We start from the raw sequence: 24,633 nt of genomic DNA on the forward strand, positions 1-24,633 counted from the left end.
GTCGAGGTTTTGGGATTGAGATATTTATCCTCTTTTTTTGGCGAAGGTATTGATAAGTATTTTAGTTTATTGTCCTTCACAGACAGCTTTCAATAACTTAAGGCTAGCCGGAGAGTTTGCTTCAATGAGGGTGCGATTGCGCAAAGCGCAGACGCTAAAAGCCTATCGCCATTTTCTGACTCAACGAACCACCCTGGCTTATCGTTCGTTGGAAAAGCATTAGGATTTTTTCTGACTTGACCACGGTAGCACCAGCTAGTAACTCCCTTTCGCACCTGAGCGCCGCTGCGAGTCAAAACACGATAGTGGAAAATGGTTCGCCCGGTTCCGTTATTGTCAAAACTCAGCGTATCGCCATCATTCGTTTTGCCCAAATCAATCCAACGGGCGATCGCTGGTGAAGTAAGGGCTATTAAGGCGATCGCCCAAAGGGCTGACGCTCCGCCATAATTTCATGTAGACAATAAAAAGTCCTGAACCGCATCAACCACAGCTTGTGGGTACTCCTCATGCATTCCCAACGAACCAGGAAGAACGACTTTTTGTACTCCGTTTAAACCTGTCAAAGCATCCATTTCTGCACGGGACTTGGAAGGACTAGATTCTCCAATGACTACCTTCAACGGGATAGACAAACCTTGAACAAGTGTTAAAAAATCAGCTTGGTTGTCTACAGGATCAAGAGTACCAGTGACAAATGCAGCAGGAGCATATCTTGCCCCGCTTTGTTGGGTATTGCGCCATTTATACTGAATGAAGTCGGGCGTGAGTTTAGCCGCATTAACGTAGACGTGGCGACGGTACATAAACTTGAGGAAAGAAGGTAAGGTGTTGAGCTTGTAGAGAAATTGACCGATGAAAGGCGATCGCACCAAATCTTTGACCATCCCTCTAACTTGCTGATTTACCCCCATCACACGCAGGGGACCGCGCCAAGTCGGACCTACCAAAACTATACGGGAAAACACTGATGGTAATTGATTTGCCAGTTGCAGAACGTAACCTGCACTATGACCTGCTGCAACCACTGCAACTGGCGTATCTAATACGGATGTGACAAAATCTTTCAGAAATTGCTGATATAAAGCTGGTCCATAATTGACCGCAAAACGTGAAGATTGCCCAAAACCAGGCCAATCCACTGCCACGACTTGAAAATGAGCAGAAAGCAACTTGCCTATTTCGCCCATTTCTGAGCGCATCGAAACAGTACTGAAAGCCGGGAGTAGCAATAGCTGTGAACCTTTTCCTAAAGTTTCATAGGCAATACGCAATTGTTGGTTTTCGCACTTCCAGAAATATTCTCCAACAACTCCACCAATCTCACTTTTGGAAGATGCAGATAGTACGTTAGTTGACATGACAAAATATTTTATTATTAGATTTGGCTATTTGAGTTTTCTTATAAGTCAATAGTCTATAGTTGTATAGTTTTCTACTATCGACTATTGACTATTAACTATATGTTAGTCCTTAACGTTTAACTGAAATTCCAAAGCTTTTGTTTGCATTGTTTTAAAAATATTGTAAAATCCATTAGCTCTGGAGGGCGTTAGGCTGACATTTAGACCAGTCTCTTGAATAAAATCTGGAGTCAATTGCACAATTTCACCAGGGGTTAGTCCATTTAACCCTTCGACCAAAAGCCCTACTAATCCTTTGGTTAATTGAGAATCTGAGTCTCCCTGGAATATAAGTTTACCGTCTTCTGAAGTTGCTGTGATATAAACTTGGGAAACACAGCCAGAAACTTTGTTTTCTGGTAGTTTGTCAGCTTCTGGAAAGTCCTTGAGTCGCTGACCATACCAGATAAGCTGTTCGTAACGTCTTTTGGGGTCAGAAGCCCGTTGAAAGCGTTGGACGATTTTAGCAAGGCTTGGTGGCAAGGAATCAATGGTAGAGGTCATAACAGAGGTCGGAACAATAAATCTACATCTTCTTGAGTTTAAATTATCTTCACAATAATAGCTCCTTGAGTGTGTTGTGAGCATAAAGCCCTATTTGTTCCCTGTTAAGCGTTCCCTGTTAAGCGTTCCCCATTTTCCAGACAGGAGGAGTATAAAAAATTTATATTAAGCATTAACAATAAATGTTAATTATTAATTCACAAATAAACACCGGATTCAATTTGTTGATAATTAAATTTACATGAATATCTTCGATTTTGCTCATTAACAATTTTAAGGAGAAAGTCAGTTGTTAACATCTACTTTACTAGTAACCAGTTTCGCTAGAACCCCCTTGGAATGGAGTCCTATAGTCGGACTAATTATGATCCTGTGCAACATAGCTGCCATTGCCTTTGGCAAATCTACCATTAAGTATCAAAGCGTTGGTCCAGAACTTCCTTCACCCAAGTTTTTTGGTGGTTTTGGTGTACCTGCACTTTTGGCAACTACTGCTTTTGGTCATGTTCTAGGTGCTGGTGTTATTTTAGGGCTACATAACCTTGGTAGGCTGTAGATTGTTGCCGAACTTAGAATTCACTTGATTGTTTTTTTGGACACAAAAGAGCCAGATAACATAACTATCTGGCTCTTTCATGCTTATTGGCTTCGCTTGCTTCTATCTTGCCAAAGGGGCGAGATCTCGCATTGCTATGCAATCACAGCCAGCTTAAGCCAAATTTCGGTAGACTGATAGTTCATCTACTCTCATTTCAAAAGGCATTCCTTGATTTTTGGGAGGACAGACGCGAATTTTTGCACTACTGACTATTTGCTGTAGCAATGCACCCATCGTTACAAGTTTCTGTAACACACGCCAATTTGTTACTTGATCTGGACATTTAATGACTAAAGTCAAAGTACTCATGTCAGTGGTGACGTACCACCGACAATTAGACAATAAATCTTGGATGTCGCGATCGCATCCTTCGTAGAAGTATCTGCTGATAGAATATTCAAGTTGCTGCCGCAGGATAATATCTGCTGAAGTCAGTTGGACAGGGTGTGAATCCTCTTCGTGAAAAAAATGTTTCCTCTTCATCTCGTTGTCTCTCAATTACTCTCAGTATTTTTCAATGACAATTGCATACATAAAGTACGTCTTTCTAAAAACTACTGATTTTCGTCATCATAGAAAGCGCTAATACTACTACACCTAATATCCCAATAACTGTTGAATAGATACATACTTTGTCCTAAAAAACTAGCAATTTCGATTGCACTTAGATAATTTTTGTAGTTGGAAATAAAATAAAAAATGACAGCACTATCTCTAGCAAAAGCTTGATTAAGACACAAGTTACTGACCTTGTGACTAAAATTATCTGCTTTCACAAACGCTTTCCTTAAAATCAGGCAATATTCTTTTATTCAGTTATTCACTGAACAAATCTCTATCTCGTCAAAATTCTCTGTTGGTATTAGTTTTTCTACTGAGTGTAAGATATTCCAGAAAATTTTTGCAGAGATAACTTTTTTCTGAAAACGCCTGATTTGACCTTTGTTGCAAACAATTTGGTAAAATCTTCCCTGGTATAAGTCAAATTGCGGATACTCTAGTTGTTTTTACAAACTCGGAGTACAGTTGCTTTATAGCCATCTTCAATAAATAATTGATGAGCTTCAAAATAATCTGTTCTAGCAACGAAAGACATTTTCAGCCTTAAACGTCTGACTTTCTTGCTTGAAACTCATAACAGATGGCATAAGCAGTTAAAACTCTTTATTCTCAATACCTAAATCCGTATTGAGAGCGAGTTTATCAACATCAAAATAATTGTAAGTCTCTATTGTGTAGATAAGTTGAAGCGGCAATAGCACCTAGATGATCTCCGTTATCTAAAAAGGAATACCTCACACTCCTTTATTTATATTTCCAACTAGACCTATAATAAGCGCAAAGAATAAAAAAAAAGAATCAAATTATACGATTCTTCTATCAATTTGAACTCTGTAAACTAGAATCAATAAATTCATGAATGAATAGTAGCAGTAATGCGAATAGTAGATGATAAAAAATATCTACTATTATCTATCTGCCTAGAAAAGGTAAAGATTTTCAGTAGTCTTAGTGCATAGCTCACCAAATAATTATTGATAATATTTCTCATCTTGATTTAGAGCAATTTCGCTAGATAAATGAATAAGATAATTGAGAGTTATTTCTGAGAAAAACAGCTTGCAATAGTCAGAAAGTATCTCTATAGGTGGAAGGGGAGGATATTCCTAAGGTAGAAGTTTAAAGCAATCACAGTAGTTATCTTTTCATCATAAGCGATAGAAGCATCTGATAAATATCATGTACAATCACAAAGAATTAATGAAAAAATTTGTTGGCACTTTTGTAGGAGTTGCTGGTATAAGTACATTGATTGTTTTTCCAGGGATGGTACAAGCCAATATCAACTCTAGTTCTTCTAACAGTTCTAGTAAATCTCTCCTTTCCCAGAATACGCCAGGGACAACGAGTCCTTCTGGTAGCACCACAACTCCTAATGGTTCGCTTACTGCTTTAGACCAGGAATTTATGACTAAGGCGGCGCAAAGTGACAAAACAGAGATTCAAACAAGTCAACTGGCGCTCAAGCGGTCTCAAAACAAACAGGTGAGAGATTTTGCACAGCGCATGATTAAAGAACATACAGATTCGAGCAAACAACTCAAGCAGATAGCTCAGAAAAAGAGTTTTAAACTACCAAAAGATATTGGTCAAGAAAACAAAGCTTTATTGACGCAACTGAGTAACCTCAATGGTACAAATTTTGACCAAGCATATATGCAAGGGCAGGTTCAAGCTCATACCAAAACTCTGGCTGATTACCAAAATTATCTCAGCCAGGGACAAGACTCAGATTTGAGTGCGTTTGCAAATAAGATTGCTCCAATTGTCGCTGACCACCTACAAATGGCACAGAATATGACAGGAGGGTCGGGAAGTTCTAGCTCAGGAACTCCAGGCTCAGTAACTCCAGGCTCAGCAACTCCATAACTCCACGCTCAGGGCGTTAATCAGCAATACGGATAAAGGATACGGTGGGTACTGTCTATCTCATACAGCAGAATTCAGAAGTCAGGAGATTGTAGTTCACTTACTTGCAATACGCTGTAATAAATGGGTAGACAGTACCTACCAATTGACCTGACGCAGGTTTTTATGATAAAAACCTTATTTTTTGCGAGCAACAATATGAAAAATATGCCAATGTTTCTCTTCTCCAATAGCTGTTTTTCCAGGATGGTCTTCTTCCTGTAGCATTTCTATTTCAAAAGGTTGCAGCAACATTTCTACTTGTTGAGTTGTATGGTGATTCATGGAAGTATAAATTGCCCAAGAATCACGGTTACCAAACAATTGTCCACAGAAACGACCACCAGAACGTAATGATGAAATAATTTTTTTCCATAAGCTAGGGAAAGATTTCGGTGGACAAAATGGTAGTGAAAAGCTGGCGTTTACTAAATCTACTGATTCTGGTAGCACTACGTCTTGAAAAAGAACAACGCGAGTTTCCAGAAGTTGGCGATTAATATCTGGACGTTCTAGTAAACGCGCGATCGCTTCAGCTTCACCATCAATAGCCAAGACTCGCCAACCCCGACGTAATAGTTCTACTGTATCTCGCCCTTCACCGCAGCCCAAATCAACTGCAAAGCGTGAGTGTAGGACAGGTGTCTGGTGTTGGTTAAGACTTTCACTATCAAAACGTGCTAAAGCTTCAACTAAGGTGTCTCGTGGCGGACGACCGACAACAGCATTATAATATCCAGACCAATCGCGCTCAAAAATATTACCTTCAGATTGATAATTGTTTAAATCTGACATACTATATACAAGTTTGGAATTAGAACCATTAACCCATAGAGATAGAAGCAGATCTTATCTAAAAATCATCTGCTCTTTGATTGAAACAATACTATAGCAATCCCAGAGGATTCTCAAAACTCTGTTGTTTCTCTATATTTCTTGGAGTCCAAGCCCCGAATTAGTTTGCATCCACCTAGGGGAACTGGAGCAACCCACTGATCCCTCAAAGGTTGGGTTTAAACATGTAAAAAACAAAAGTAGGCAAGTTTAAGCAGTGATTAAGATCACACATCTTGTTATTGCCCTTAACGAATGGTTTTCTGAGAAGCGAAAAAGCTTTGTTCTTCTTAAACTCAATCTTGATTCCAATAAAGATGTTATGGATGTTATCAAGTTACTAGTAGTTTTACGGAAGACAAGTTTTTTTTGAGAGAGCTAATATTAACATGATAGTTGAAGTTGCAAGAGATAGTAGCTGGCTTTCTCCTGCAACCTCAATATCTGGAGCAATCAAATTCTCAGTTTGATTTTGGATGTGAGATGAGCAAGTAGGTAAATTTTGAAAGGAAAAAGGTAAATCCTATATTTATCTTTTTCCTTTTTCTTTTTTTTGTGTGATTTTCTATCTAAAGTATCAAATCTAAAATGGATATTATGAGTTGATGAGTCAAAGGCAAACTATCAACCACCATTGCAGCGCAGAGCAACATCATATAGAAAATTGAGTAGAGAAATAGAGAACGTGCTAGTTGTTTATCATCAGGATTGTGCAATAGCACCCAAGCTTTTTTGATGAAAAAGACTCCCAGTATAAGGGCGATGCAAGTGTAAACAACACCTGTAACCTGAAGCGGATAGGAAAGTAAAAATGTAGTGGGGATAAGAAGCCAAGAGTACACCCAAATCTGGCGAGTTGCAGCAACATTACCAGCAACAACAGGAAGCATGGGTACACCAACTTTGGCATACTCATCACGGATCATTAATGCTAAAGCCCAGAAATGGGGAGGTGTCCACAAAAAGACAATTGCAAATAACAGCCATGCAGCCCAGCTTAAAGTATCTGTTACCGCAGCCCAACCTACCAACGCTGGGATTCCCCCAGCAGCACCACCAATGACGATGTTTGCAGGATTATGCCGTTTGAGTAAGTGAGTGTAGACGCCCACATAAAAAACAATACCAGACATTGTTAGTAAGGCACTCAGCAGGTTAACAAACACAGCAAGCAGGGTGAAGGATAGACTTGCAAGTGCGATCGCAAATATTAAAGCATGGGAGGGTTGCACGCGACCGGAAACCAAAGGTCGGTGGCGTGTACGTTCCATTTGGTCATCAATGTCGCGGTCATAGATACAATTAATAGTCTGGGCACTTGCAGCAGCAAAAGTACCACCACAGACAGTGACAAGCAGCAATACTGGGTTAACATTTCCTTGAGAGGCAATCCACATACTACTAGCAGTTGTCATGAGTAGCAGGGGGATAATCCGAGGCTTTGTGAGTTGATAGTAACTGTGAATGACTTGTAGAAAGTTCTGATGGTGGCGTGTGGCGGTGTTCTCAATCATGATTGGACGAATTCCTGATTTGTTCACTCATCATTAATGCGGACATAAATTTTTTGAGCAAAATCCTGAGTTAGTGTCAATCGTCTTTCTCCTACTGTGATGACAAAACAAGGAAAGTGCTGTTCTACAGTGAAGCTAGTTCCTGGTGTTATCCCCATTGATATCAGTTCTTGGAGAGATTTTTCGTCCTTAATGTTGCAAAACTTAATGATTCCTCGTTCTCCTTTTTTGAGCAATTCTAGTGAGGAACCGGTAAGATGAAATTTGGAAAACATTAATAAATTAAAATCAGAATATTCAGATACCCGACTTCTCTAAGAAATCGGGTATCTTGTTGCTCACGAATTATTTAAGATTGCTATAGTAGCTTTTTTTGAAGGTTTTAGAGACGTAGTATACTACGTCTCTAAATAAATAAGGAAATTAATTCCTTACGCTAGAAAACACTGCAACAAGATATGAACTAGACCAAGTATGGTTCTTGGTTAGTCTTAATCGTGCAATCAGAACGTGGATAACTCACACAAAGTAGAGCAAAACCTTTAGACATTTGTTCGTCATCTAAAAAGCTTTGATCTGATTGATCAATTGTACCTTCAACAACTTTTCCGACACAGCTAGAGCAAGCACCTGACTTACAAGAAAAAGGCAAATCTATACCGTTTTCTTCAGCTGCATCTACAATAGTTGTCTCTTCATCAACTTCAATCGTGGTATCTAGATCTTCTTTCTTGTTGAGTAATCTAACTTGGTATGTTGCCATTTTTTGATTCTTCTCACACGCGGTACAGTTAGGTTTTATGACTTCAAGGGTGTAAGAAAGTCAAAAGTAAAAATAAATTTTTACTTTTACTTGCTTTAGTTACAAGGTGTACCTGCAGAAGAACAGTCAGCTGTTCTAAATGACTTTCCACAACCGCAGGTATCAGTTGCTTTAGGGTTAATGAACTTAAACCCGCTTTCCATTACTCCCTCGATAAAATCGATAACCAACCCTTCTAACAAGGACGCACTTTTGGCATCAACATAAACAAGTACATGACCTTGCTGGCTGACAAAATCATTTGGTTGCGGCTGACTTATGACTTCCATCCCATACTCATAGCCACTGCAACCACCATCTTTGACAGAGATGCGGATACCTTTAGCTGGTGTATTGGTTTCGGAGGTAGCACCCTGTAGCAATGTCCGCAGGCGAAATTCTGCTTTTTCCGTCAAAGTAACCGTCATCAATCCTCCTAATTGGGAAAATTAGTTGTTGTTGTGATTTAAGGTGTGAATTTGTTTAGTGGTGATGAGTACAGCGATGTAAGCGCGACAAGCGGCGCTCGTCCCAAGGGGAGCCACTGCTCCACTTGGGGTTTCACGCCAGTCCCCTCAACGGGGGGCTCCCCAAGTGGAGCAAGTGGCGTGACACGCGCAAGGAACACGCCTACGCAATCAGCACTTCAATTGGCACAACAGGTGAAAAATGAAGCTTACATTCAGGCAAAATAAGGCAATTAATGTTGTTAACAGTTGCCAGATCTGATTTACGATTTTTGCACTGACTTGAAACGAACGTATGGCAAACCCCAGAGGAATGAATGAAGACACCAAGATCACAATTATTTGTTTGCAACACTGGTGGTTTCCATGACTTGAGATTGCGAGTATCTCCAAGGCGCACTGTTACCACATACAGGACAATCGCGATCGCGATGAGAACGGCGCTTGACAAATTCCATCCGGGTTAGATCAATTGTCAAAAGCTGTGACAACAAAGGTTGACTTAACCCAGTGATCAGCTTGATCGCCTCCAGTGCAGTCAGACAAGCTAGTGTTCCAGAAACAGCACCTAGAACAGAAAAGCCACGCCTATCCCAATCAGGTTTTTCCGGAAATAAGCAAGATAAACAAGGAGTCACACCAGGAATAATTGTGGTTAAGTAAGCCTCCATCCCGTCCATTGCTGCTTCCACCATAGGTTTACGCCAGCGTACGCAAGCTTCATTTAACAAATCGCGCTCCGTAAAATTATGAGCGCAGTCAAGAGCCATGTCAGCTGATTGCACTAAGGAGTCTACATTTTCCGGGGTGACATATTCATGAACTGCTTCCACTTGGACATCAGGATTGATGGCTTGGAGAGTTTCTTGTGCTTTGAACACCCTAGGCTTGTCCACCCAATCGTGCGTCATCAGAATCTGACGATTCATGTCATCAAGCCGCAGGTCACCACCCCGGACTAGAATCAGCCGCCCAACGCCAGCTACTGCAAGGTATAGCGCCGCCGTACCGCCCAATCCTCCTACACCTGTAACGACAACCGTCGCTGATTTGAGGCGCTTTTGTGCTGTTTCGCCAAAATTAGGAAGCATCATTTGACGACGGTAGCGTTCCAACTCGGTAGGCGTTAGGTCTACCACTTTTTACCTCCTAATCTGATGTGATTTCTGTCAGCGTGACTACATTTTTCGGCTTCTGATTAAACACTTTGAACAGCTTTTGTTCCTGGGGTGTTGATTCAAGAAAGACCTGATAGGCTTGTTCCAAAGCCTCACAATATTTACTTAATCTATCTGAAATACTGAGATCAGTATAATTTTCATCAATTTCTTTGATAAATTGAGAAAACTTTTTCAAAATATGCAGGCGATTTACATTCACGAACTTTTGATCGTAGGGGAGTTGAAAAAACTGAAAATACTCCTCTGCATCTTCAAGTTTTTTGAATTGATCATAATCCCAGGTCATTTTCCCTGCTCCAGCTTTTTTACCTGTTGCTTAAGTTCGTCTAACTGACGATAAATTTCATAAGTCTGGGAAGCAACATCCATCAGTTGTTGATAATCTGTTGGTAATCCCTCTGCCAAATCGTGCAGATCCATTTTCATTTGACCTGCTTTACTATTAAGGCGTTTTATCTGATTTTTCAGATCCTCAATAGTCGATGTTTCTTCAGCTTGTGCCATCAAACCTCTTTCTTGCCTCAAAAAAGAAGAGAATAATTCTTTTTACTCTTCATCACTGATGATTTTTTTAAATATTACCTACTTCCGGGAAACGCTGAGCCAAACTGACGCCAGTTTGTACAAACTTTTCTCCCTGTTCTGCTAATTTTTCCAACGAGTCAAAGCCAAAGCGGTGTGCATCTCTTAAAGTCTTTGCAGCTAACAAAAGACGACCAGAAAAGACCAGTGCCCAGCCAAATCCTTCATGATTCAAATCAACCACAACTTGAGATAAAAGACCTGTTTCCTTTTCAATGCAGGCAGCAACCGCACGATAAAATGCCATAATTCTTGCCTGAGTCATCAGATCAATTTCGCCTTCAACGGAAATTTCTCGTTTCTTTTGCTTGCTAACAATAAATGGTTTGAGCAGCAAATCATCAGACCAATTACGATAAGTTCCGTAAGTATCTTGACCCCGGAACTGTTGCACAATTGCCTTGAGAAAAGGCGAGTCTAAGGTTTCGCTTGGACGTGTTCCGTTAACATTATTAGTGAAACTCATACTGTTGCTTCCTCTTCCAATTCATCTTCAAAACTTTGGGGCTTTGGCTGTAAAGCTTTACGCAGCCAAGGTGGAGGATTACCTTTAAGAGTTTGTACCAACTTGTTAAGAATCTCAGCAATTTCTTCTTCTTCGGAACGTGCCTTAACTGGAGTCACACCCTTCTTAATTAACCGAGCTGCCGCAGTACCTCCAATTGCTGCAACATAAGCAATTTTACAGTCAGCTAGTGCCTCAATTTTTGGTTCCAGTTTACTTTCATTACCATCTAGCTTCAGGTCACCATCAAAAGAAAGAGTTTCTAAAAACTCGTAACCTTCTGCATTTATTTCATACACATCAATTTCTTTCGCTCCTCCAAAGTGCTGGTTAATATGAACTCGATCATTTGTTGTAAAGGCAATCTTCATGCTTAATTATCCTCTCCTCTAGTTATGAGTGATGAGTTATGAGTAGTAAAAAAGCATTTACGACAACTCATAATTCATAACTCATAAATTCTTGACGACTTAATTTTATGAACTCAAAACATTCAAACTTGCCGGGTGCTGAATTTTTGCTTCCTCAGCCTGCAAAAAAATGTTCCCAATATCAAACAAAACCTGCATTGTGCCTCGGTAGCCAACTTTAGTAAATAGACCATTACCCACGCGATCAAAAATAGGAAACCCTTGACGATAAAGAGGAATTCCTAACCGATTTGCGACAGCAACTGTGTGAGAGTTACCAATAAGCAGGTCAGATGTAGGTGCGAGTTGCTCGAAGTCTTCCAAATCACCTATGGTGACACTATTGATAGGAAGTTTTTCTAACAAGGGAGAGCGAGTCGTCGTCACCGCTGCATGAATTTCAGCACCCATTGATTTTAGAAAATGAACTGTTGACCAGAGTAAATCTGGTTCCAGCGCTAGGGACACTCGTTTGCAACCAAAGTAAAAGTGAGTGTCGAGCATGGCATCTTGCAACTGACGGCGCTGGCGGCGGTATTTTTCTGGTACACTAGTACCACTTAAATCTGCCAATGCTTGCAAGAAATTATCCACTGGTTCTAATCCAGTCAGTTCACCAAACACCTCATAGGGAATGCTAAAGCGTTCATGCAAGATTTGCGCGCAAGAGCGCATACTCTCACCGAAAGCTAAGGTGAATACAGAATTACCAATCTCGCGCAGTTCTGTTATGCTTGTCCCACAAGCTGTGATAGCACTGTAAGAATCTTCTAAATGACCATCTAGTGAAGCAGAAAGATCAGGAACAACAATCGGCTTCAAGCCAAAAGCCGTGATAATCTCTTTTATCTCCTCCACATCTCCAGGCGTGAAAGCAGAACTCGGCAAAATCACAACTTGTGTGGGAGAAGGATCTTGCTTGTCGCTTTTTTGGGCAATTTGCTTAACGATGCTCTCAACAGCAGCGGCATACCCATCCTGCAATGTGCCCTTAAAATCAGGAGATGATACTAATACAATCGGTAGATGATTGAGTTCTGGATGGCGATCGCGAACTTGCTTAAGAAATCGCGGCATATCATCGCCTCTGGTTTCTGTCAGTGCAGTCGTACACAAACCAATGATTTCTGGCTTTGACTTCTCGGCTAACGTAACAATAGCCTGTTCTACATTCTCCTCCCCACCCAAGATCGTGCTAACTTCCATCATTGCTGTGGTAGAAAGGGGAATCGACTCACAAAAATGCTTCACCAACATAGATTTGGCAAAAGCAGTACAGCCTTGGGAACCGTGGAATACAGGTATCATTCCCTTCAAGCCTAACAACGCTAAAGCAGCACCCAAAGGTTGACTCAGCTTGAAAGAATTAACAGCAACTGATGAGTTTGTCACAGTCACAATCGCCATCAATGTACCTCCTGTAGAACAGAAGAGGAAGAAACTGCTTGCTCAACAGATTCAGCAACTTCCCACGGTGCGGGTTTGCGTACTTGCTGCCAAACAGGGCTATAAACAGCTTCGTACAGTTCTCGTGCCATTTCCACCATTCCTTCATAGCCTGCATACGGATGATGACGTTCTTGGTTGATGTGTAGAAAAGGAATCCGAGCTTTCAAAGCGGTGTATTGATTGCGACCTCCAGCAATCAACATATCAGCTTTCTTTTCCTTGATGATCCGCAGCAGCTCTTTAGGACTTTCTTGTTCTAGCATGATGCCATCCTGACCGAGCAACTTCTTGATTCGGGCTTTATCTTCCTCAGTACTTTTTCTGCTACTGGTAGCAACAACTTCCATACCCAAGTCCTGAGCTGCTGAAATAATCGACCAACTCTTGACACCACCAGTATAAAGAACAACGCGCTTGCCTTTGAGTTTCTCGCGATAGGGAGCCAAAGCCACATCCAAAGCAGCAGTTTCTTCAGCAATCAGCTTTTCTGTACGCTCTTGCAAATCGGGATCACCCAACTTTGCAGCAACGTTCCGCAGACAACGGTTCATGTCTTCTACACCGTAGAAAGACTCTTCAATGTAGGGGATGCCATAGCGCTCTTCCATCTTTGTCGCCATATTAAGCAGCGCTTTTGAGCAAATGATCACGTTGAGTTTGGCACGATGAGCGTAACAGATTTCGTTGTAACGACCATCACCTGTCATTTTCGCCAAAACTCGAATACCTAATTTCTCAAAAAGTCGCACAACATTCCACATTTCCCCGGCAACATTGTACTCACCGATGAGGTTGATGTCATAAGGTGTGGTGAATTCAGGTTCCGCTGTACCCACAACGTAATCAAGCAAAGCTTCACCAGCAAGGCGGTTACCAAAATTCTTACTACCGATGAATCCTGGTGCATTGACAGGGATAACAGGAGTTCCTGTTTTCTTGGCAGCAGCTCTACAAACGGCATCTATATCATCACCAATTAAGGCGGTGACACAGGTGGAGTAGACAAAAACCGCAGTCGGTTTGTAGCGATTTTCAACTTCCAGAATCGCTTTGTACAGCTTTTTCTCGCCACCGAAGATCACATCGGTTTCATCCAAATCAGTGGTAAAGCCTGTTTTGTAGAGCACAGGACCAGAGGAAAGACTACCACGACTTCCCCAAGAGTTACCAGAGCAGGCGATCGGTCCGTGAACCAAATGAGCAGCATCGGTAATGGGTACTAAAGCAATCATTGCACCATCAAAGGCACAACCCCCTTGAGCAGCTCCCGGCTTGGGTTGTTGCGCGCAGGACTTGTTTTTCTTGTCTCCATGCTTGCTTTGATTGTGTTCGCACCCAGGTTGAGTGAGCAACTCGTTAATTTTACTTTGGGTGATTTTCATTTCTCTGTTTTATTGGGATCAAAATTAGTCAATAGTTAATACTCAACTAATTGAGTATTAACTAGAAAATATAGATTATGAACTCATTAGCAAATGTATTTTGTTACATCTTCTCCACACTCATCAGATAAGTAAGATAATGCTCGAAAACGCAATCCGACAAAATTGTCATACAAAGGATTGAGTTTACACAGTGGCGGAATATGAAAAGTACGTCCAAATAATTTTAGATTTCGCTCAAAGGGGCAACAGCAAGGAATTATTTGGCAACAAAGATGAGCAAGTCGAGCATTTTTTACTTGAAACCCATCCACCAAACGACGCAAAGGATATAAAATATCAAATGATCCTGGTTTTCTAGAAGTAGGTGAATGGTGTTCCTGGTGATTATGAGTGTGAGTTATAGTTTTCATATTACATTACTCCATAACTCAAGAAAAAGGTAAAAGGAATTGGTAAGAGAGACTAGGAATTGAGCGTGGGTTCATTTTAGTTTCTAGTTGTTAATTGTTAGTTCTTTTTCTCAAAAATAACCGCTAACTACTAACTACTAACCACTAACCAATACCTTAATCCTTCTGCCTTTTCCTTTTCCTTTGTTAGCACGTCGCAGGTGAATACAATTCCTAACGAATCAAGTCGTAGGAAATATCTGTCTTAGAAGGAATGTTTGTGTTGCGATCAATTTCCTCGAAGATTGTATTCACAATCCAGTTGAGCAAGTTGATCACACCTTGATAGCCGATGGTAGAGTAGCGGTGCAGATGGTGACGATCCATGATGGGGTAGCCAATTCTCACCAGAGGAGTCTTGGTGTCGCGCCACAGGTACTTACCGTAAGTGTTACCGATGAGCAAGTCTACAGGTTCGGTGAACAACAGAGAACTAATGCGCTTGTTATCAGGTAATATAAATCTAAGGCTTCTATGGTGTGGTGTATGGACGTTTGGGGTTATGCACGGGTTTCGACTAGTGAACAGGCTGAGGATGAAGGTGCGTTAATTAAACAAATGCGTCGGTTGCGTAGTGCTGGAGCAACGCATATATATTACGATGTCGAAAGTCGTACCAGTGATAAGCGTAAAGGGCTTTTACAGTTGATTGAAGATATTAACGCATCTGCACCGGGCAAAGTGTCAAAGCTGCTATTTATTCGGATAGACCGTTTAACATCTTCATCAATGACCTTTTATCGTTTAATGGATGCATTAAAAAAGAAAGGTATACAGCCATATGCCCTAGATGAGCCATTCGACTTATCGAGTATTGGCGGTGAGTTAACAATCGATGTGAGACTGGCAGCATCTAAGTATGAGGTGAAAATGCTGGCAATGCGAGTCAAAAAAGAACGTGACACCCGCAAAGCAAATAAAAAACCCCACTGGAATGCACCTTTGGGGTATGTGGTTGAGGGTGACAAGTATAAACGAGATCACCGTCCGTGTGTTTGTTTGATTGAGGGTAAAGAAGAGTTAACGCGATCGCACCTGATGAGGGTAGTATTTAATACTTTTTTAGCAGTAAGTACGGTGTCTCAAACAGCGAGAGTACTGCATGATATTTTTGGTATTCAAGCAAACGCAGTTTCAAAAGCTACTGATACCAGGATGAACCTCTTGGAAGAAGAAGAGGAAATCACGCTAGAGAATGTCAACAAACCTCGTGGAGGTGCGTTGAATCTTCGTTATCCGCACACTGGCTTAAAATGGTCAGTTTCTGGGTTACGCTCTATCCTCGTCAATCCCGTTTACGCAGGAGGGACACTGTATAACACTGTTGTTCGTTCAAATGGACATCGCAAACCCTTCGATGAATGGGAAGTAACATGGGGAACCCACGAAGATGAAGCCATTATCACCCGTGAGGAACACGAACGCATCAAGGCAATGATTCGCGAGAATCGGAACAACCGATGGGCTACCGAACAGAAATATCTCAACCCATTCGCCAACTTAGTTAAATGCGCTCATTGTGGGGCTGCTTATAGTCGGCAGTGTAAGAAATTGGTTAAACGCAAAGGTTTTGTCCGTCATCACTATCAATGCAGTTTTTATCGGACTGGTGCTTGTCATAACGGACGCATGATTTCTTCAGATGAATTAGAAAAACAAGTGATTAATCATCTAGTTCATCAGGCTGAACGTTTAGCTGGACTGGTAGAACAAGAGGTTGATTCTTCAGAGGAATCCCCAGAGGTAAAGATACTTCGGGCGTCTTTAAATACTTTAGAAGCATTGCCATCAAATCCAGCAATTGAAAAAGCCAAAGAAGATATTCGGATGCAGATAGCAACGGCGATCGCTACCTTGGACAACGCATCCAAACAATACCTAATAGCTAAAGAGCGGATTGTTATGGCATTTTCAAACGAGAGATATTGGCAAGGGCTGGAGCAGCAGGACAAGCAAGCTCTACTTAAAGGATGTGTAAAGAAGATAGTGGTAGATGGCAACTTGGTTAGTGCGATTGAACTGCTGTTCATGTACTAAGTACAGAATTTCATAAAACCGTAATGAATTGAATGACCTACTGGTAAAGCTTGAAGAGGTTCAATACGCTACGAACTTGTGAAATCTTGTACTAAGCAGCCTTTTTAGATTTACGCGCGAGAGTGCTTTTTCCCTGTGATTGAACATAATAAACTTGAGTATTTTGTAGTTCACGTTGTTCAAATTCAACCACTGTTCGGGCGACCAATTCAGCTAGTGTTTCACGTCGTTTCATTTGAAGCGGCTCCATCATTACTTTTAAAATAGCTGGGAATTCAAAAGTTTCTGTTAGCTGTGAGCTTTTTGTTTTGACATAGGAGTTTAGGCTGCAAATTTGCAAGGTCGTTTTACTTAGGCTTGTGTCACCAAAAGTTGGTGCATTTGTCCTAAGTTCTCCGATATTATAAGAGACATTTATAGACGGCGCTACGATTTGCAAATCCCGTTTTCATCTTCAATCAAATCATTCTAAACCTTTCATTGAATATCATAATCAAAAAGGTTATAGTTATGAAATTAAACGTGAATGTCTAGAAATGTAGGTTAATGGCTCTGGCTTCCAGGGGAAACGTATCTTGTCAATAAGAACGCTTCAATCTCAATAAATTCCAAATTAATCGCATTAACGTCTGCTGATTGAGAATTTTTTAAGCGATTGCCTACGGCAGAGCTACGCTTAACGCATAATTCATATTGTGATTCAGCAACGCCCGAAATACCCCATCTTCTCCAAGCCTTCCTACATAAGCCTTACGCAAAGTGTTTGTTGAAAGTAATGGGACTTGATAAATTTCTAAGCTCAAACATAGCCAGACTTAACTCTGTGAGGGGCAAATACGTCGATGTGAGTGTTTAGCCAACGCACAAAGCTAAATTCTACACCAGTACGGAATGCTTCTAAATGCTTCAGTAAAAGTCTGTAAAGGTTTTTATATCATGTCCGGTTAAAGACTTATCATAAAAACTGCACCTTTGCAGGGAGCAGGGGGAAAGAGAATTTCAGACTTTTGCACAGATCTGCTTTTTTTATAACTAATCAACCGGACATGATATTAGCATCAGTGTCAGCCTATAACAGCCGTCTGATTGTGCCCTGTTCCCAGCAACAGGATCTCCAAAATTCCGAGTTCACTCGGTGTGTCGGGTAAGGTTCGAGCGTCACCGCTCTCCCCTCCCCTAAGAACGCAGCATGAGACTTTCGCACTCACTGCGCTCAAGCCTTACTTCAAGCGAGTTGACATTGATTTTTCACACTCACCTGCGTTGCCTCAAGCCCTTATTGTTACGAAAAAAGACAAAAAAATCGTGTCACTTTCTTGCGCTGCTTTTAACTAAGTCTGGGCTTATACGGTTAGGTGCAAGATCTGAGATAATAATGTAGTATAATTATTAATATAAAATTGTGCTGTGCTTCATCCTACCTACGAATAGTCAAATTTCGTAGTTTTTTGATGTGAATGTGTAAAAATCTACTACTGTTTTTACACTAGTGTTTTGTTTGGCTTCCTGAAAGTGAAAGAAAATAAGATGAAATAGGAGCGATTGCCTTTCTTATGATTAAGAAATCGGTAATAATGTTGATTTCATACCAGAGCAGTTAAAATACTCAGTAATATACTTATAAGAGTTGGATAAACACGAACCAAACTCATATCTGTATGTCAATAGTAAGATGATCTAAAACTTAGATATCGTACAAATAGAGAGCGTACAAAGAGTTAAGCAAAGGAGTTTGTTATGGATTTCTTAACAAAACCAACAAAAATCACATCTGTATGCTGATAGTAAGATGATCTAAAACTTAGATATCGTATAATTAGAGAGCGTACAAAGAGTTGAGCAAAGGAGTTTGTTATGGATTTCTTGACTAATTTACTTCGTATAGCCTGTTCAGGAGGAGCTGCGTATTTTCAGTCTCGCAGTATACGAGATCCAATGACTCGACTGTCTACTTTAATAGAGGCTCAACAAGTAGAATACGGGGCCGCTTATTTTATTGAAGCACTCACCAAAAGAGCAACTTTGGAAGGAGATACTTGGCTTGCGAAAAATCTCACTCTCCATGCTATGGATGAGATGAATCATGGCAAAATATTTGACCATGCTCTCAAACAGTTAACACAAGAAAAGCTAGAAAGACCCCGCAACCCATTCTACACAGTTTACTTAGAAGGCTACGCACAACAAGACTTACAGCCTGAAACTGTAGAATGGACTGTGTTTATGGGTAGTATGTACGTCTTAGAGCGGGATTCCAGCCGCGAGTTTCTTCATATGGCTAATGCTATACCAGAAGAGAATCGTTGTCTAATTAACCTCAAAAAAGGAATGTTGAAAATTGCTGAGGATGAGAAGTATCATGCTGCCTATCTCTATGAAGGAATGCAACGTCGAATGGGTTCTGCTGTGGATAAGTGGGTAGATGAATGGCGTACCCGCCAAGTCAAGGCTATTTTAGCAATCACAGGCGATTTCATTCTCGGTTCAGAACGACCTGCTATGCCTCAAGATGGTTCTCTCTTTTCTTGGTCTTAGGGCGTGTTTTCAAATTCAGTAGCTCACAAACTTTTCTAAGCTTGCGCAATAATAAGGCTTTAAGCGTATATAAAAGTCCAAACAGCACTTATTTGAGAGCAATCGCTTTGAGTTCTCAAGCGCGATATCGCCTGAAGTCCTGAATTAGAGAGACTTTTTTCATGCCCATGTACTTTGCTGAGATGTCCATGTGACAAGGCTTATAAAAAACTTTGTAAGCTACTGAAATTCGTTATATGTGGTAATGATGAACCGAAGAGACTAAAATAACGAAAGAATTTTTAAATTTGTCATTTTCAAGAATTAGAAGGAATTTATTACAGTTAAGGAGATTAACTCATCATGAGTCTAGCATCAATTAATCTGCCTAAGGTGTTACGAGGAGGTTTCGATTTTAATGAAGCTATCTTACTGTCAAAAATGTCTAAGCGAGCATTCAAAATTTATCCAGATAGCTTCGGCAGAATTGAAGGTCAAGATATTAGAGATACTTACAATGCTTCATACAAACATGAAGATTGGGAATTTATCTATGGTATTCACAACTTCATTAGAAATTTACGAGGATTTATTCTCAAGAAAAAAAATTCAAATCACTATGCGATCGTCTTTCGCGGAAGTGTTGTAACCCAGCAACAATCTATAGACTTAACAAACTTTTTATCTGACTTTAACTCAAACTTAATTAATTATGGAGAAATCGGAAATATATATGGAAAACCGATCAAAGTTGTGGAGGGAACTTATCTAGATTATGAATCTATCAAACAAGAGATTTTACTCTTTTTTAAAGTCATTGCTTTAGCAAAAATTGAAGCAAAGGATTTCTTTTTTATCAACAATGAACAAATAAGTTTTGAGCAAAAAATTGCAATGGCAGTTGCTTTAGCAGCAGCTAGTGGTATTGTTTTTGGAGAAGAGTTTGAACAAATACTTTTGGGGCTAATCTCAAACTATATTAATAATTTTCAGACAGTAACTGTAAATGAGCTTGATAATTTAAAAATCCAACCTGTAGATGATTCTTCAAATCAGATTAATTTTCAAGAATTAATATCTAAAATTAAGCATCTTCAGTCTGCAAATCTTATTATAGATGGCAGGAGTCAAAGTATCATAGGTAGAAAGGCAGAACATATTAATATTTATGTAACCGGTCATAGTCAAGCAGCTTGCATTGCAAATTTTTGTTCTCTTTCATTAAAGCAGCATTTAAATGACTTTCCAAAATTATCTTATCGACTTAAATGTTACACTATAGGTGGCATTAAAGTTGGCAATCAAGCATTTGCTGATTTTTACAATGATCTTGTTGGAATTAGATATAGTTACAGGATAGAAAACGTACTAGATCTCCAGAAAAATATGCCATTTGGTACTTTGTACCCCCTCAATCTTTTCGTAAGTAATGGATTTACTAGGGGTGAATATCATTTAGAAGATTATGCTTTTGTGGGAATTCCACATTATGTAATAGGTTTCGGTATTCAAAACTTCAAAGTTGATTTTACTGGAGCCTTGACTTTCATGTTAGGAATGCCGTTCCCTCATGGTTTTGATACTTATATTCAACTACTTGAGGAACAACAGGCAGGGATCAGAATGTTGATGCAACCAATCAATGGGATCTTGTCTGACTTTTTACAGGATTATCTTCGAGAGCAAGAGGTAGATATTGTGGAAAATGTAAAGAATTATACTCATTTTGTACAAGAAGATTTATCATTAGAAATTGATGACCTTAAAAGATTTTTGGACGAAAAGATTGGAAATCAACTAAAGAGCGAAAATCAAAATAGCAACAAGATTACTAAAAACCCTAGCAGCAATACATAGCAGCTATGTCAGTACCGTTTCATTCTGTTTTAGATTGTTCGACTAGTTAATCATGAAAAAGTCGTTGCTATCAATTCTTGCCTGTCCTCGATGTGAAGGAGAAATAGAACTTAAACCAGGAGAAACTATTAAAAATGGTGAGGTAATTTCTGGCTCTTTACAATGTTTGAACTGCGGACTTGGATTGCCTATAATTGAGGGAGTTCCTTGTATGCTATTGCCTGAACAACAACAACAAGAATTAGAGGGATTTACATCCCAATGGCAGTATCGATTTTCGGGAAAATTTGAAGGGGCAAGTTCACTTTATGGCTCAAATCCAGAGGATAGAATAGAGCACATTTTAGCTAAATTTGTCTGTCCCATACAGCCAAATGAATGGATATTAGATGCTGGGTGCGGTTCGGCTGAAATGACCTTTGCTATGGCGCAGAAAAATCCTCAAGCACAGATAGTTGGACTCGAATTAAGCAAAGCAGTACGTTTAGCGGCTCGTCAAGCAGGTAGTGTAGCTAATATCCATTTTGTCCAAGGGGATGTGATGAATCCTCCATTAAAAAAAACAACTTTTCGGAAAATTTATTCTATGGGGGTTTTACATCACACTAGCAATACTAAAACTGCCTTTGAACATGTAGCTTCTTTACTTTCAAATTATGGTGATATGGTCATTTGGCTATACCCTGATCCGCTAGAATCTCCTGCTAACATTCCTTATTACGCGGTTCGGGATGTGGTGTTTATGGGAATGGGGCATAAAATTCCATCTGAACTACGCTTTTGGTCGATCAGAACGTATTCATTGGCGATATTGCCTCTGATTATTGTGGCGAGATTTTTTTGGAAATACTTTTTTGATTTTGGTCAAAAAATGGATTGGTTTTTATTACAAAATCATAGTTTTGAAGAAATAAACGAAGCTACTTCATTTTGGGAAAAATTAGATTTATTAGAAACTTATCAAACAATTTGTTTTTGGTTATTTGATGATATTACTCCTGAATTTCAGTTTCGTCATAAAAAGCAAGAAGTAATCCAATGGTTTCAAGAGAATAAATTTGACGAAGTTCATGCTGATAATATTGGGACTTATTGGGGTAAGCGCTTGGTAAATAATTAAATTGGCTGCTATTAAAGACAACAAGACGTAGAAACTTTAAAAGGAAGTAGAATTCTACTCCCAATTTGCTCCATAACATAAGTTTAAAGTTGTGAAATTGATAAATGACTGTTAACTAAATAATTTCACGTAAGATTAATTTTCAGTTCAATTTCAAATGGGTTGTCAAAATTTCAAGGATACATCTGCTAGAGGATGAAAGAATGCAAAACCAGGTTAAAAGGCTACGCTATTTCAACATTTTTCTAGATTCTATTGAGCAGAAAGACGACGATCTGATAACAGCCTTCGGGCATCATGTCCACTGGGGTTATTGGAAGTCTACCAGTTTAGCTAATAATTCCGTTGACGACTTTAGAAAAGCAGCTGAAGAACTATCTTGTCAAATGTCTACAGCAGCAGGGGTAGCAGATAATCAAAGTGTGCTTGATGTCGGCTGCGGGTTTGGAGGGACTATCGCCAGCATCAATGAAAGATTTAAGCAGATGAATTTGGTAGGTGTGAATATTGATGATCGGCAAATAGCTAGAGCAAGACAACAAGTGAAAGCAGCCGAAACAAATCAGGTGGAATTTGTCGAAGCTGATGCCTGCAAGCTACCATTTGCAGATGCTTCTTTTGATGTAGTTTTAGCAGTTGAATGTATCTTTCACTTTCCGAGTCGGGAACTCTTTTTTAAAGAAGCTAGGCGAGTGCTGCGTCCCGGAGGTAGGCTGACAATTTGTGACTTTATCCCTGTAGATATGTTGATGCCTGGTTTGGGTATATTGGACTTCTTTATGGGAGATTTTCTCACCCAAACTTATGGACAAAGTAATCTCCGCTACAACTACAGCTTAAGTGACTACGAAAAACTAGCTCAGAAAACAGGGTTTCTTCTGTCACAACAACGAGATATCACGGTTAATACCTTACCGAGCTATGAAATTACTCGCCAGTTAATGCGGAAAGCAACACCCCCAGGTATAGGAGCAGAAATCGATAATTTGGTTAACCAAGCAATGGAATGGGTAAGCCGCCAAGGTTTATTGCGCTACATGATTTTTTCATTTCAGATTGCTTAGTCGAAATTAAAACGCAGATGAACCTACTAGATTACATACTTCACTTAATTTGTTCTGGAGTATCGGCTTATTTAGCAGCTTACCTAATCCGCGATCCGATGACTCGCCCTGATGCTTTAGCTGAAGCAGAAATAGCTGAATCTGGTTCAGTCCCCTATTTTGCTGCTCTTAGTCAAAGAGCAGCAAAAGAAGGCAATAGTTGGTTAGCAGAAAAACTCGCTGCTCATAGCGCCGATGAAGAAAGACACGGCAAAATATTCGCCTATGCTCTCAAACAACACATTGGAGAAAATTGGGAAAAACCCAAACGCAACCCTTTTTATACAGTATATTTGGAAGGGTATGAGCGCTCCCAACTCCAGCCCCAAATAGTAGACTGGCAAGTTTTTATGGGCAGTATGTACATTCTAGAGCTAGACGCGAGCAAAGAAATTGCGCGGATGGCTAGAGTTTTACCAGAAACTGATCGCCTGTCTGCAAACTTGAAAAAAGGGTTAACTAGCATTGCTAAAGATGAAACCCGCCATGCGGCTTACCTCTATGAAGCGATGCAAAGACAGATGAGCGCTGCTGCTGTAGAACATTTAATAACTGAATGGCGATCTAAACAAATTAAAGCAGCCTTAACTATAGCTACAGATGTATTAATCGGTAAAGAACGCCAGCTTATGCCACAAGACGGTTCGCTCTATTCCTGGGTGTGAGCTGTCCGCCCCATTTTTTAGCAAATTGACCAGTTAAGTGCATGAACTTACTAAACTACACTCTATATCTGATTTGCTCTGGTGCTAGTGCCTATCTATCTGCCCGCAACATCAGAGATCCGTTAACTAGACGGCAAGCTTTAGCTGAGTATCAAGTTGGGGAATCAGGAACGGTTCCTTATCTGAAAGCACTCAGCCAAAGAGCAACCAAGGAAAACAATTCCTGGTTAGCCAAGAACCTGGGTAGCCACGCAGCAGATGAAGACCGTCACGGCAAAATCTTTGGTCATGCCCTCAAGCAAATCTTAGAACAGGAAGATAAAAACCAAATTAAACGACTGCCGGAAGTAAGTAGTGTTGAATTAACCCCTTCTGGAACTTTTTACACTGCTTACTTACAGGGATACCATAAGAAAGATTTAACAGCAGAAACCATTGATTGGATGGTGTTTTTAGGTAGCCTGTACATTTTAGAACTAGATGCGAGTAAAGAATTCGTGCGGATGGCCAATGTTTTGCCAGAAGACGATCGCCTGAGTGCTAACTTGAAAAAAGCGATTATGAGCGTGGCCAATGACGAAGTTCGTCATGCTGCTTATCTCTACGAAGCTATGGGTCAACGCCTCAGTCCATCTGGAGTAGAACAGTTGATCGATGAATGGCGGACTCGTCAAGTGAAAGCTTCGTTAGCCACTGCCAGCAGTGCTATTTTTGGCGGACAAAAATCTCCGCCACTGCCAGAGGGAGTTTTATATTCCTGGATCTAGCAACTAGCATCAATTCAG

At 40.2% G+C, this 24,633-nt stretch carries 28 protein-coding genes; 10 read left to right on the forward strand and 18 right to left on the reverse strand.

From position 1 onward, the window contains the following. Positions 1 to 312: 312 nt before the first annotated feature. Entirely contained in the window at positions 313 to 450 is a 138-nt protein-coding gene (locus AC5JM2_RS36015) for a hypothetical protein (RefSeq protein ID WP_495841039.1), read from the forward strand. Between the two features lie 2 nt (positions 451 to 452). Here AC5JM2_RS36015 and AC5JM2_RS36020 read toward each other — a convergent pair whose 3' ends face one another. Together AC5JM2_RS36020 and AC5JM2_RS36025 are read right to left on the reverse strand one after the other, a co-directional pair. Further along, positions 453 to 1,361 (reverse strand): alpha/beta fold hydrolase, encoded by a 909-nt coding sequence (locus AC5JM2_RS36020; protein WP_495841041.1) that lies wholly within the window; start codon positions 1,359 to 1,361, stop codon positions 453 to 455. A 105-nt stretch (positions 1,362 to 1,466) separates the two neighbouring features. Beyond that, positions 1,467 to 1,907, reverse strand: a complete 441-nt coding sequence (locus AC5JM2_RS36025) for a SufE family protein (RefSeq protein ID WP_210616236.1) — start codon at positions 1,905 to 1,907, stop codon at positions 1,467 to 1,469. A 289-nt stretch (positions 1,908 to 2,196) separates the two neighbouring features. On the opposite strand from AC5JM2_RS36025, the gene psaK reads away from it, so the two are divergent. Further along, positions 2,197 to 2,463 carry a photosystem I reaction center subunit PsaK gene (psaK, locus tag AC5JM2_RS36030; RefSeq protein ID WP_495841042.1) on the forward strand — a complete coding sequence of 89 codons (267 nt, stop codon included), beginning with the start codon at positions 2,197 to 2,199 and terminating at the stop codon, positions 2,461 to 2,463. Between the two features lie 153 nt (positions 2,464 to 2,616). Here the strand turns inward: psaK and AC5JM2_RS36035 are convergent, their stop codons facing one another. Next, positions 2,617 to 2,988: a hypothetical protein gene (locus AC5JM2_RS36035; protein ID WP_495841044.1), complete on the reverse strand. Its 372-nt coding sequence runs from the start codon at positions 2,986 to 2,988 to the stop codon at positions 2,617 to 2,619. A 1,257-nt stretch (positions 2,989 to 4,245) separates the two neighbouring features. Here AC5JM2_RS36035 and AC5JM2_RS36040 point away from each other — a divergent pair. Beyond that, positions 4,246 to 4,935: a DUF4142 domain-containing protein gene (locus tag AC5JM2_RS36040; protein ID WP_495841046.1), complete on the forward strand. Its 690-nt coding sequence runs from the start codon at positions 4,246 to 4,248 to the stop codon at positions 4,933 to 4,935. Positions 4,936 to 5,112: 177 nt separating this feature from the next. Here the strand turns inward: AC5JM2_RS36040 and AC5JM2_RS36045 are convergent, their stop codons facing one another. The 14 genes from AC5JM2_RS36045 to AC5JM2_RS36110 form a co-directional block, all read right to left on the reverse strand. Further along, the gene (locus AC5JM2_RS36045; RefSeq protein ID WP_495841048.1) at positions 5,113 to 5,769 is read right to left on the reverse strand and encodes a class I SAM-dependent methyltransferase; all 657 of its coding nucleotides are present in this window, start codon (positions 5,767 to 5,769) and stop codon (positions 5,113 to 5,115) included. 608 nt (positions 5,770 to 6,377) lie between these two features. After that, positions 6,378 to 7,322: a heme o synthase gene (locus tag AC5JM2_RS36050; RefSeq protein ID WP_495841050.1), complete on the reverse strand. Its 945-nt coding sequence runs from the start codon at positions 7,320 to 7,322 to the stop codon at positions 6,378 to 6,380. Between the two features lie 23 nt (positions 7,323 to 7,345). Further along, entirely contained in the window at positions 7,346 to 7,597 is a 252-nt protein-coding gene (locus AC5JM2_RS36055; protein ID WP_495841052.1) for a FeoA family protein, read from the reverse strand. Between the two features lie 188 nt (positions 7,598 to 7,785). Then, positions 7,786 to 8,085, reverse strand: a complete 300-nt coding sequence (locus AC5JM2_RS36060; protein WP_169266024.1) for a 2Fe-2S iron-sulfur cluster-binding protein — start codon at positions 8,083 to 8,085, stop codon at positions 7,786 to 7,788. 95 nt (positions 8,086 to 8,180) lie between these two features. Then, positions 8,181 to 8,552, reverse strand: coding sequence for a HesB/IscA family protein (locus AC5JM2_RS36065; protein WP_495841054.1), 372 nt, complete (start codon positions 8,550 to 8,552; stop codon positions 8,181 to 8,183). A 377-nt stretch (positions 8,553 to 8,929) separates the two neighbouring features. Further along, positions 8,930 to 9,730, reverse strand: a complete 801-nt coding sequence (locus AC5JM2_RS36070; RefSeq protein ID WP_495841056.1) for a HesA/MoeB/ThiF family protein — start codon at positions 9,728 to 9,730, stop codon at positions 8,930 to 8,932. 10 nt (positions 9,731 to 9,740) lie between these two features. Beyond that, positions 9,741 to 10,058, reverse strand: coding sequence for a nitrogenase-stabilizing/protective protein NifW (gene nifW, locus AC5JM2_RS36075; protein WP_495841058.1), 318 nt, complete (start codon positions 10,056 to 10,058; stop codon positions 9,741 to 9,743). Then, entirely contained in the window at positions 10,055 to 10,276 is a 222-nt protein-coding gene (locus AC5JM2_RS36080) for a CCE_0567 family metalloprotein (RefSeq protein ID WP_495841060.1), read from the reverse strand. Before AC5JM2_RS36080 ends, nifW begins: the two co-directional genes overlap by 4 nt. Positions 10,277 to 10,343: 67 nt before the next feature. Next, a complete protein-coding gene (locus AC5JM2_RS36085; RefSeq protein ID WP_495841062.1) occupies positions 10,344 to 10,820 on the reverse strand; it encodes a NifX-associated nitrogen fixation protein in 477 nt (158 codons plus the stop codon). Then, entirely contained in the window at positions 10,817 to 11,230 is a 414-nt protein-coding gene (gene nifX / locus AC5JM2_RS36090) for a nitrogen fixation protein NifX (protein WP_495841063.1), read from the reverse strand. Before nifX ends, AC5JM2_RS36085 begins: the two co-directional genes overlap by 4 nt. 105 nt (positions 11,231 to 11,335) lie before the next feature. After that, entirely contained in the window at positions 11,336 to 12,676 is a 1,341-nt protein-coding gene (nifN, locus tag AC5JM2_RS36095; protein ID WP_495841065.1) for a nitrogenase iron-molybdenum cofactor biosynthesis protein NifN, read from the reverse strand. Then, positions 12,676 to 14,100, reverse strand: a complete 1,425-nt coding sequence (gene nifE, locus AC5JM2_RS36100) for a nitrogenase iron-molybdenum cofactor biosynthesis protein NifE (RefSeq protein WP_495841067.1) — start codon at positions 14,098 to 14,100, stop codon at positions 12,676 to 12,678. Before nifE ends, nifN begins: the two co-directional genes overlap by 1 nt. Before the next feature lie 86 nt (positions 14,101 to 14,186). Continuing rightward, on the reverse strand, positions 14,187 to 14,513 hold the full coding sequence (locus AC5JM2_RS36105; protein WP_495841069.1) for a Mo-dependent nitrogenase C-terminal domain-containing protein: 327 nt from the start codon (positions 14,511 to 14,513) through the stop codon (positions 14,187 to 14,189). A gap of 213 nt (positions 14,514 to 14,726) precedes the next feature. Further along, positions 14,727 to 15,089, reverse strand: a complete 363-nt coding sequence (locus AC5JM2_RS36110; protein WP_495841130.1) for a nitrogenase component 1 — start codon at positions 15,087 to 15,089, stop codon at positions 14,727 to 14,729. Here AC5JM2_RS36110 and xisF point away from each other — a divergent pair. Continuing rightward, entirely contained in the window at positions 15,039 to 16,589 is a 1,551-nt protein-coding gene (gene xisF, locus AC5JM2_RS36115) for a fdxN element excision recombinase XisF (RefSeq protein ID WP_495841132.1), read from the forward strand. The two genes, AC5JM2_RS36110 and xisF, sit on opposite strands and share 51 nt — an antisense overlap. Before the next feature lie 91 nt (positions 16,590 to 16,680). Here the strand turns inward: xisF and AC5JM2_RS36120 are convergent, their stop codons facing one another. Then, positions 16,681 to 17,028: a hypothetical protein gene (locus tag AC5JM2_RS36120; RefSeq protein WP_495841071.1), complete on the reverse strand. Its 348-nt coding sequence runs from the start codon at positions 17,026 to 17,028 to the stop codon at positions 16,681 to 16,683. Between the two features lie 1,415 nt (positions 17,029 to 18,443). On the opposite strand from AC5JM2_RS36120, the gene AC5JM2_RS36125 reads away from it, so the two are divergent. From AC5JM2_RS36125 to AC5JM2_RS36150, 6 genes are all read left to right on the forward strand, one after another. After that, entirely contained in the window at positions 18,444 to 19,124 is a 681-nt protein-coding gene (locus AC5JM2_RS36125) for a ferritin-like domain-containing protein (RefSeq protein WP_495841073.1), read from the forward strand. Positions 19,125 to 19,466: 342 nt separating this feature from the next. Next, positions 19,467 to 20,960, forward strand: a complete 1,494-nt coding sequence (locus tag AC5JM2_RS36130; protein WP_495841075.1) for a lipase family protein — start codon at positions 19,467 to 19,469, stop codon at positions 20,958 to 20,960. Positions 20,961 to 21,012: 52 nt separating this feature from the next. Further along, positions 21,013 to 22,080, forward strand: coding sequence for a methyltransferase domain-containing protein (locus AC5JM2_RS36135; protein WP_495841077.1), 1,068 nt, complete (start codon positions 21,013 to 21,015; stop codon positions 22,078 to 22,080). Between the two features lie 203 nt (positions 22,081 to 22,283). Next, a complete protein-coding gene (locus AC5JM2_RS36140; RefSeq protein ID WP_495841078.1) occupies positions 22,284 to 23,144 on the forward strand; it encodes a class I SAM-dependent methyltransferase in 861 nt (286 codons plus the stop codon). Between the two features lie 17 nt (positions 23,145 to 23,161). Next, positions 23,162 to 23,848 (forward strand): ferritin-like domain-containing protein, encoded by a 687-nt coding sequence (locus AC5JM2_RS36145; RefSeq protein ID WP_495841080.1) that lies wholly within the window; start codon positions 23,162 to 23,164, stop codon positions 23,846 to 23,848. 41 nt (positions 23,849 to 23,889) lie between these two features. Continuing rightward, positions 23,890 to 24,615: a ferritin-like domain-containing protein gene (locus tag AC5JM2_RS36150; RefSeq protein WP_495841082.1), complete on the forward strand. Its 726-nt coding sequence runs from the start codon at positions 23,890 to 23,892 to the stop codon at positions 24,613 to 24,615. The last annotated feature ends 18 nt before the right edge of the window (positions 24,616 to 24,633 follow it).

This window comes from Brasilonema angustatum (genome assembly GCF_059505445.1).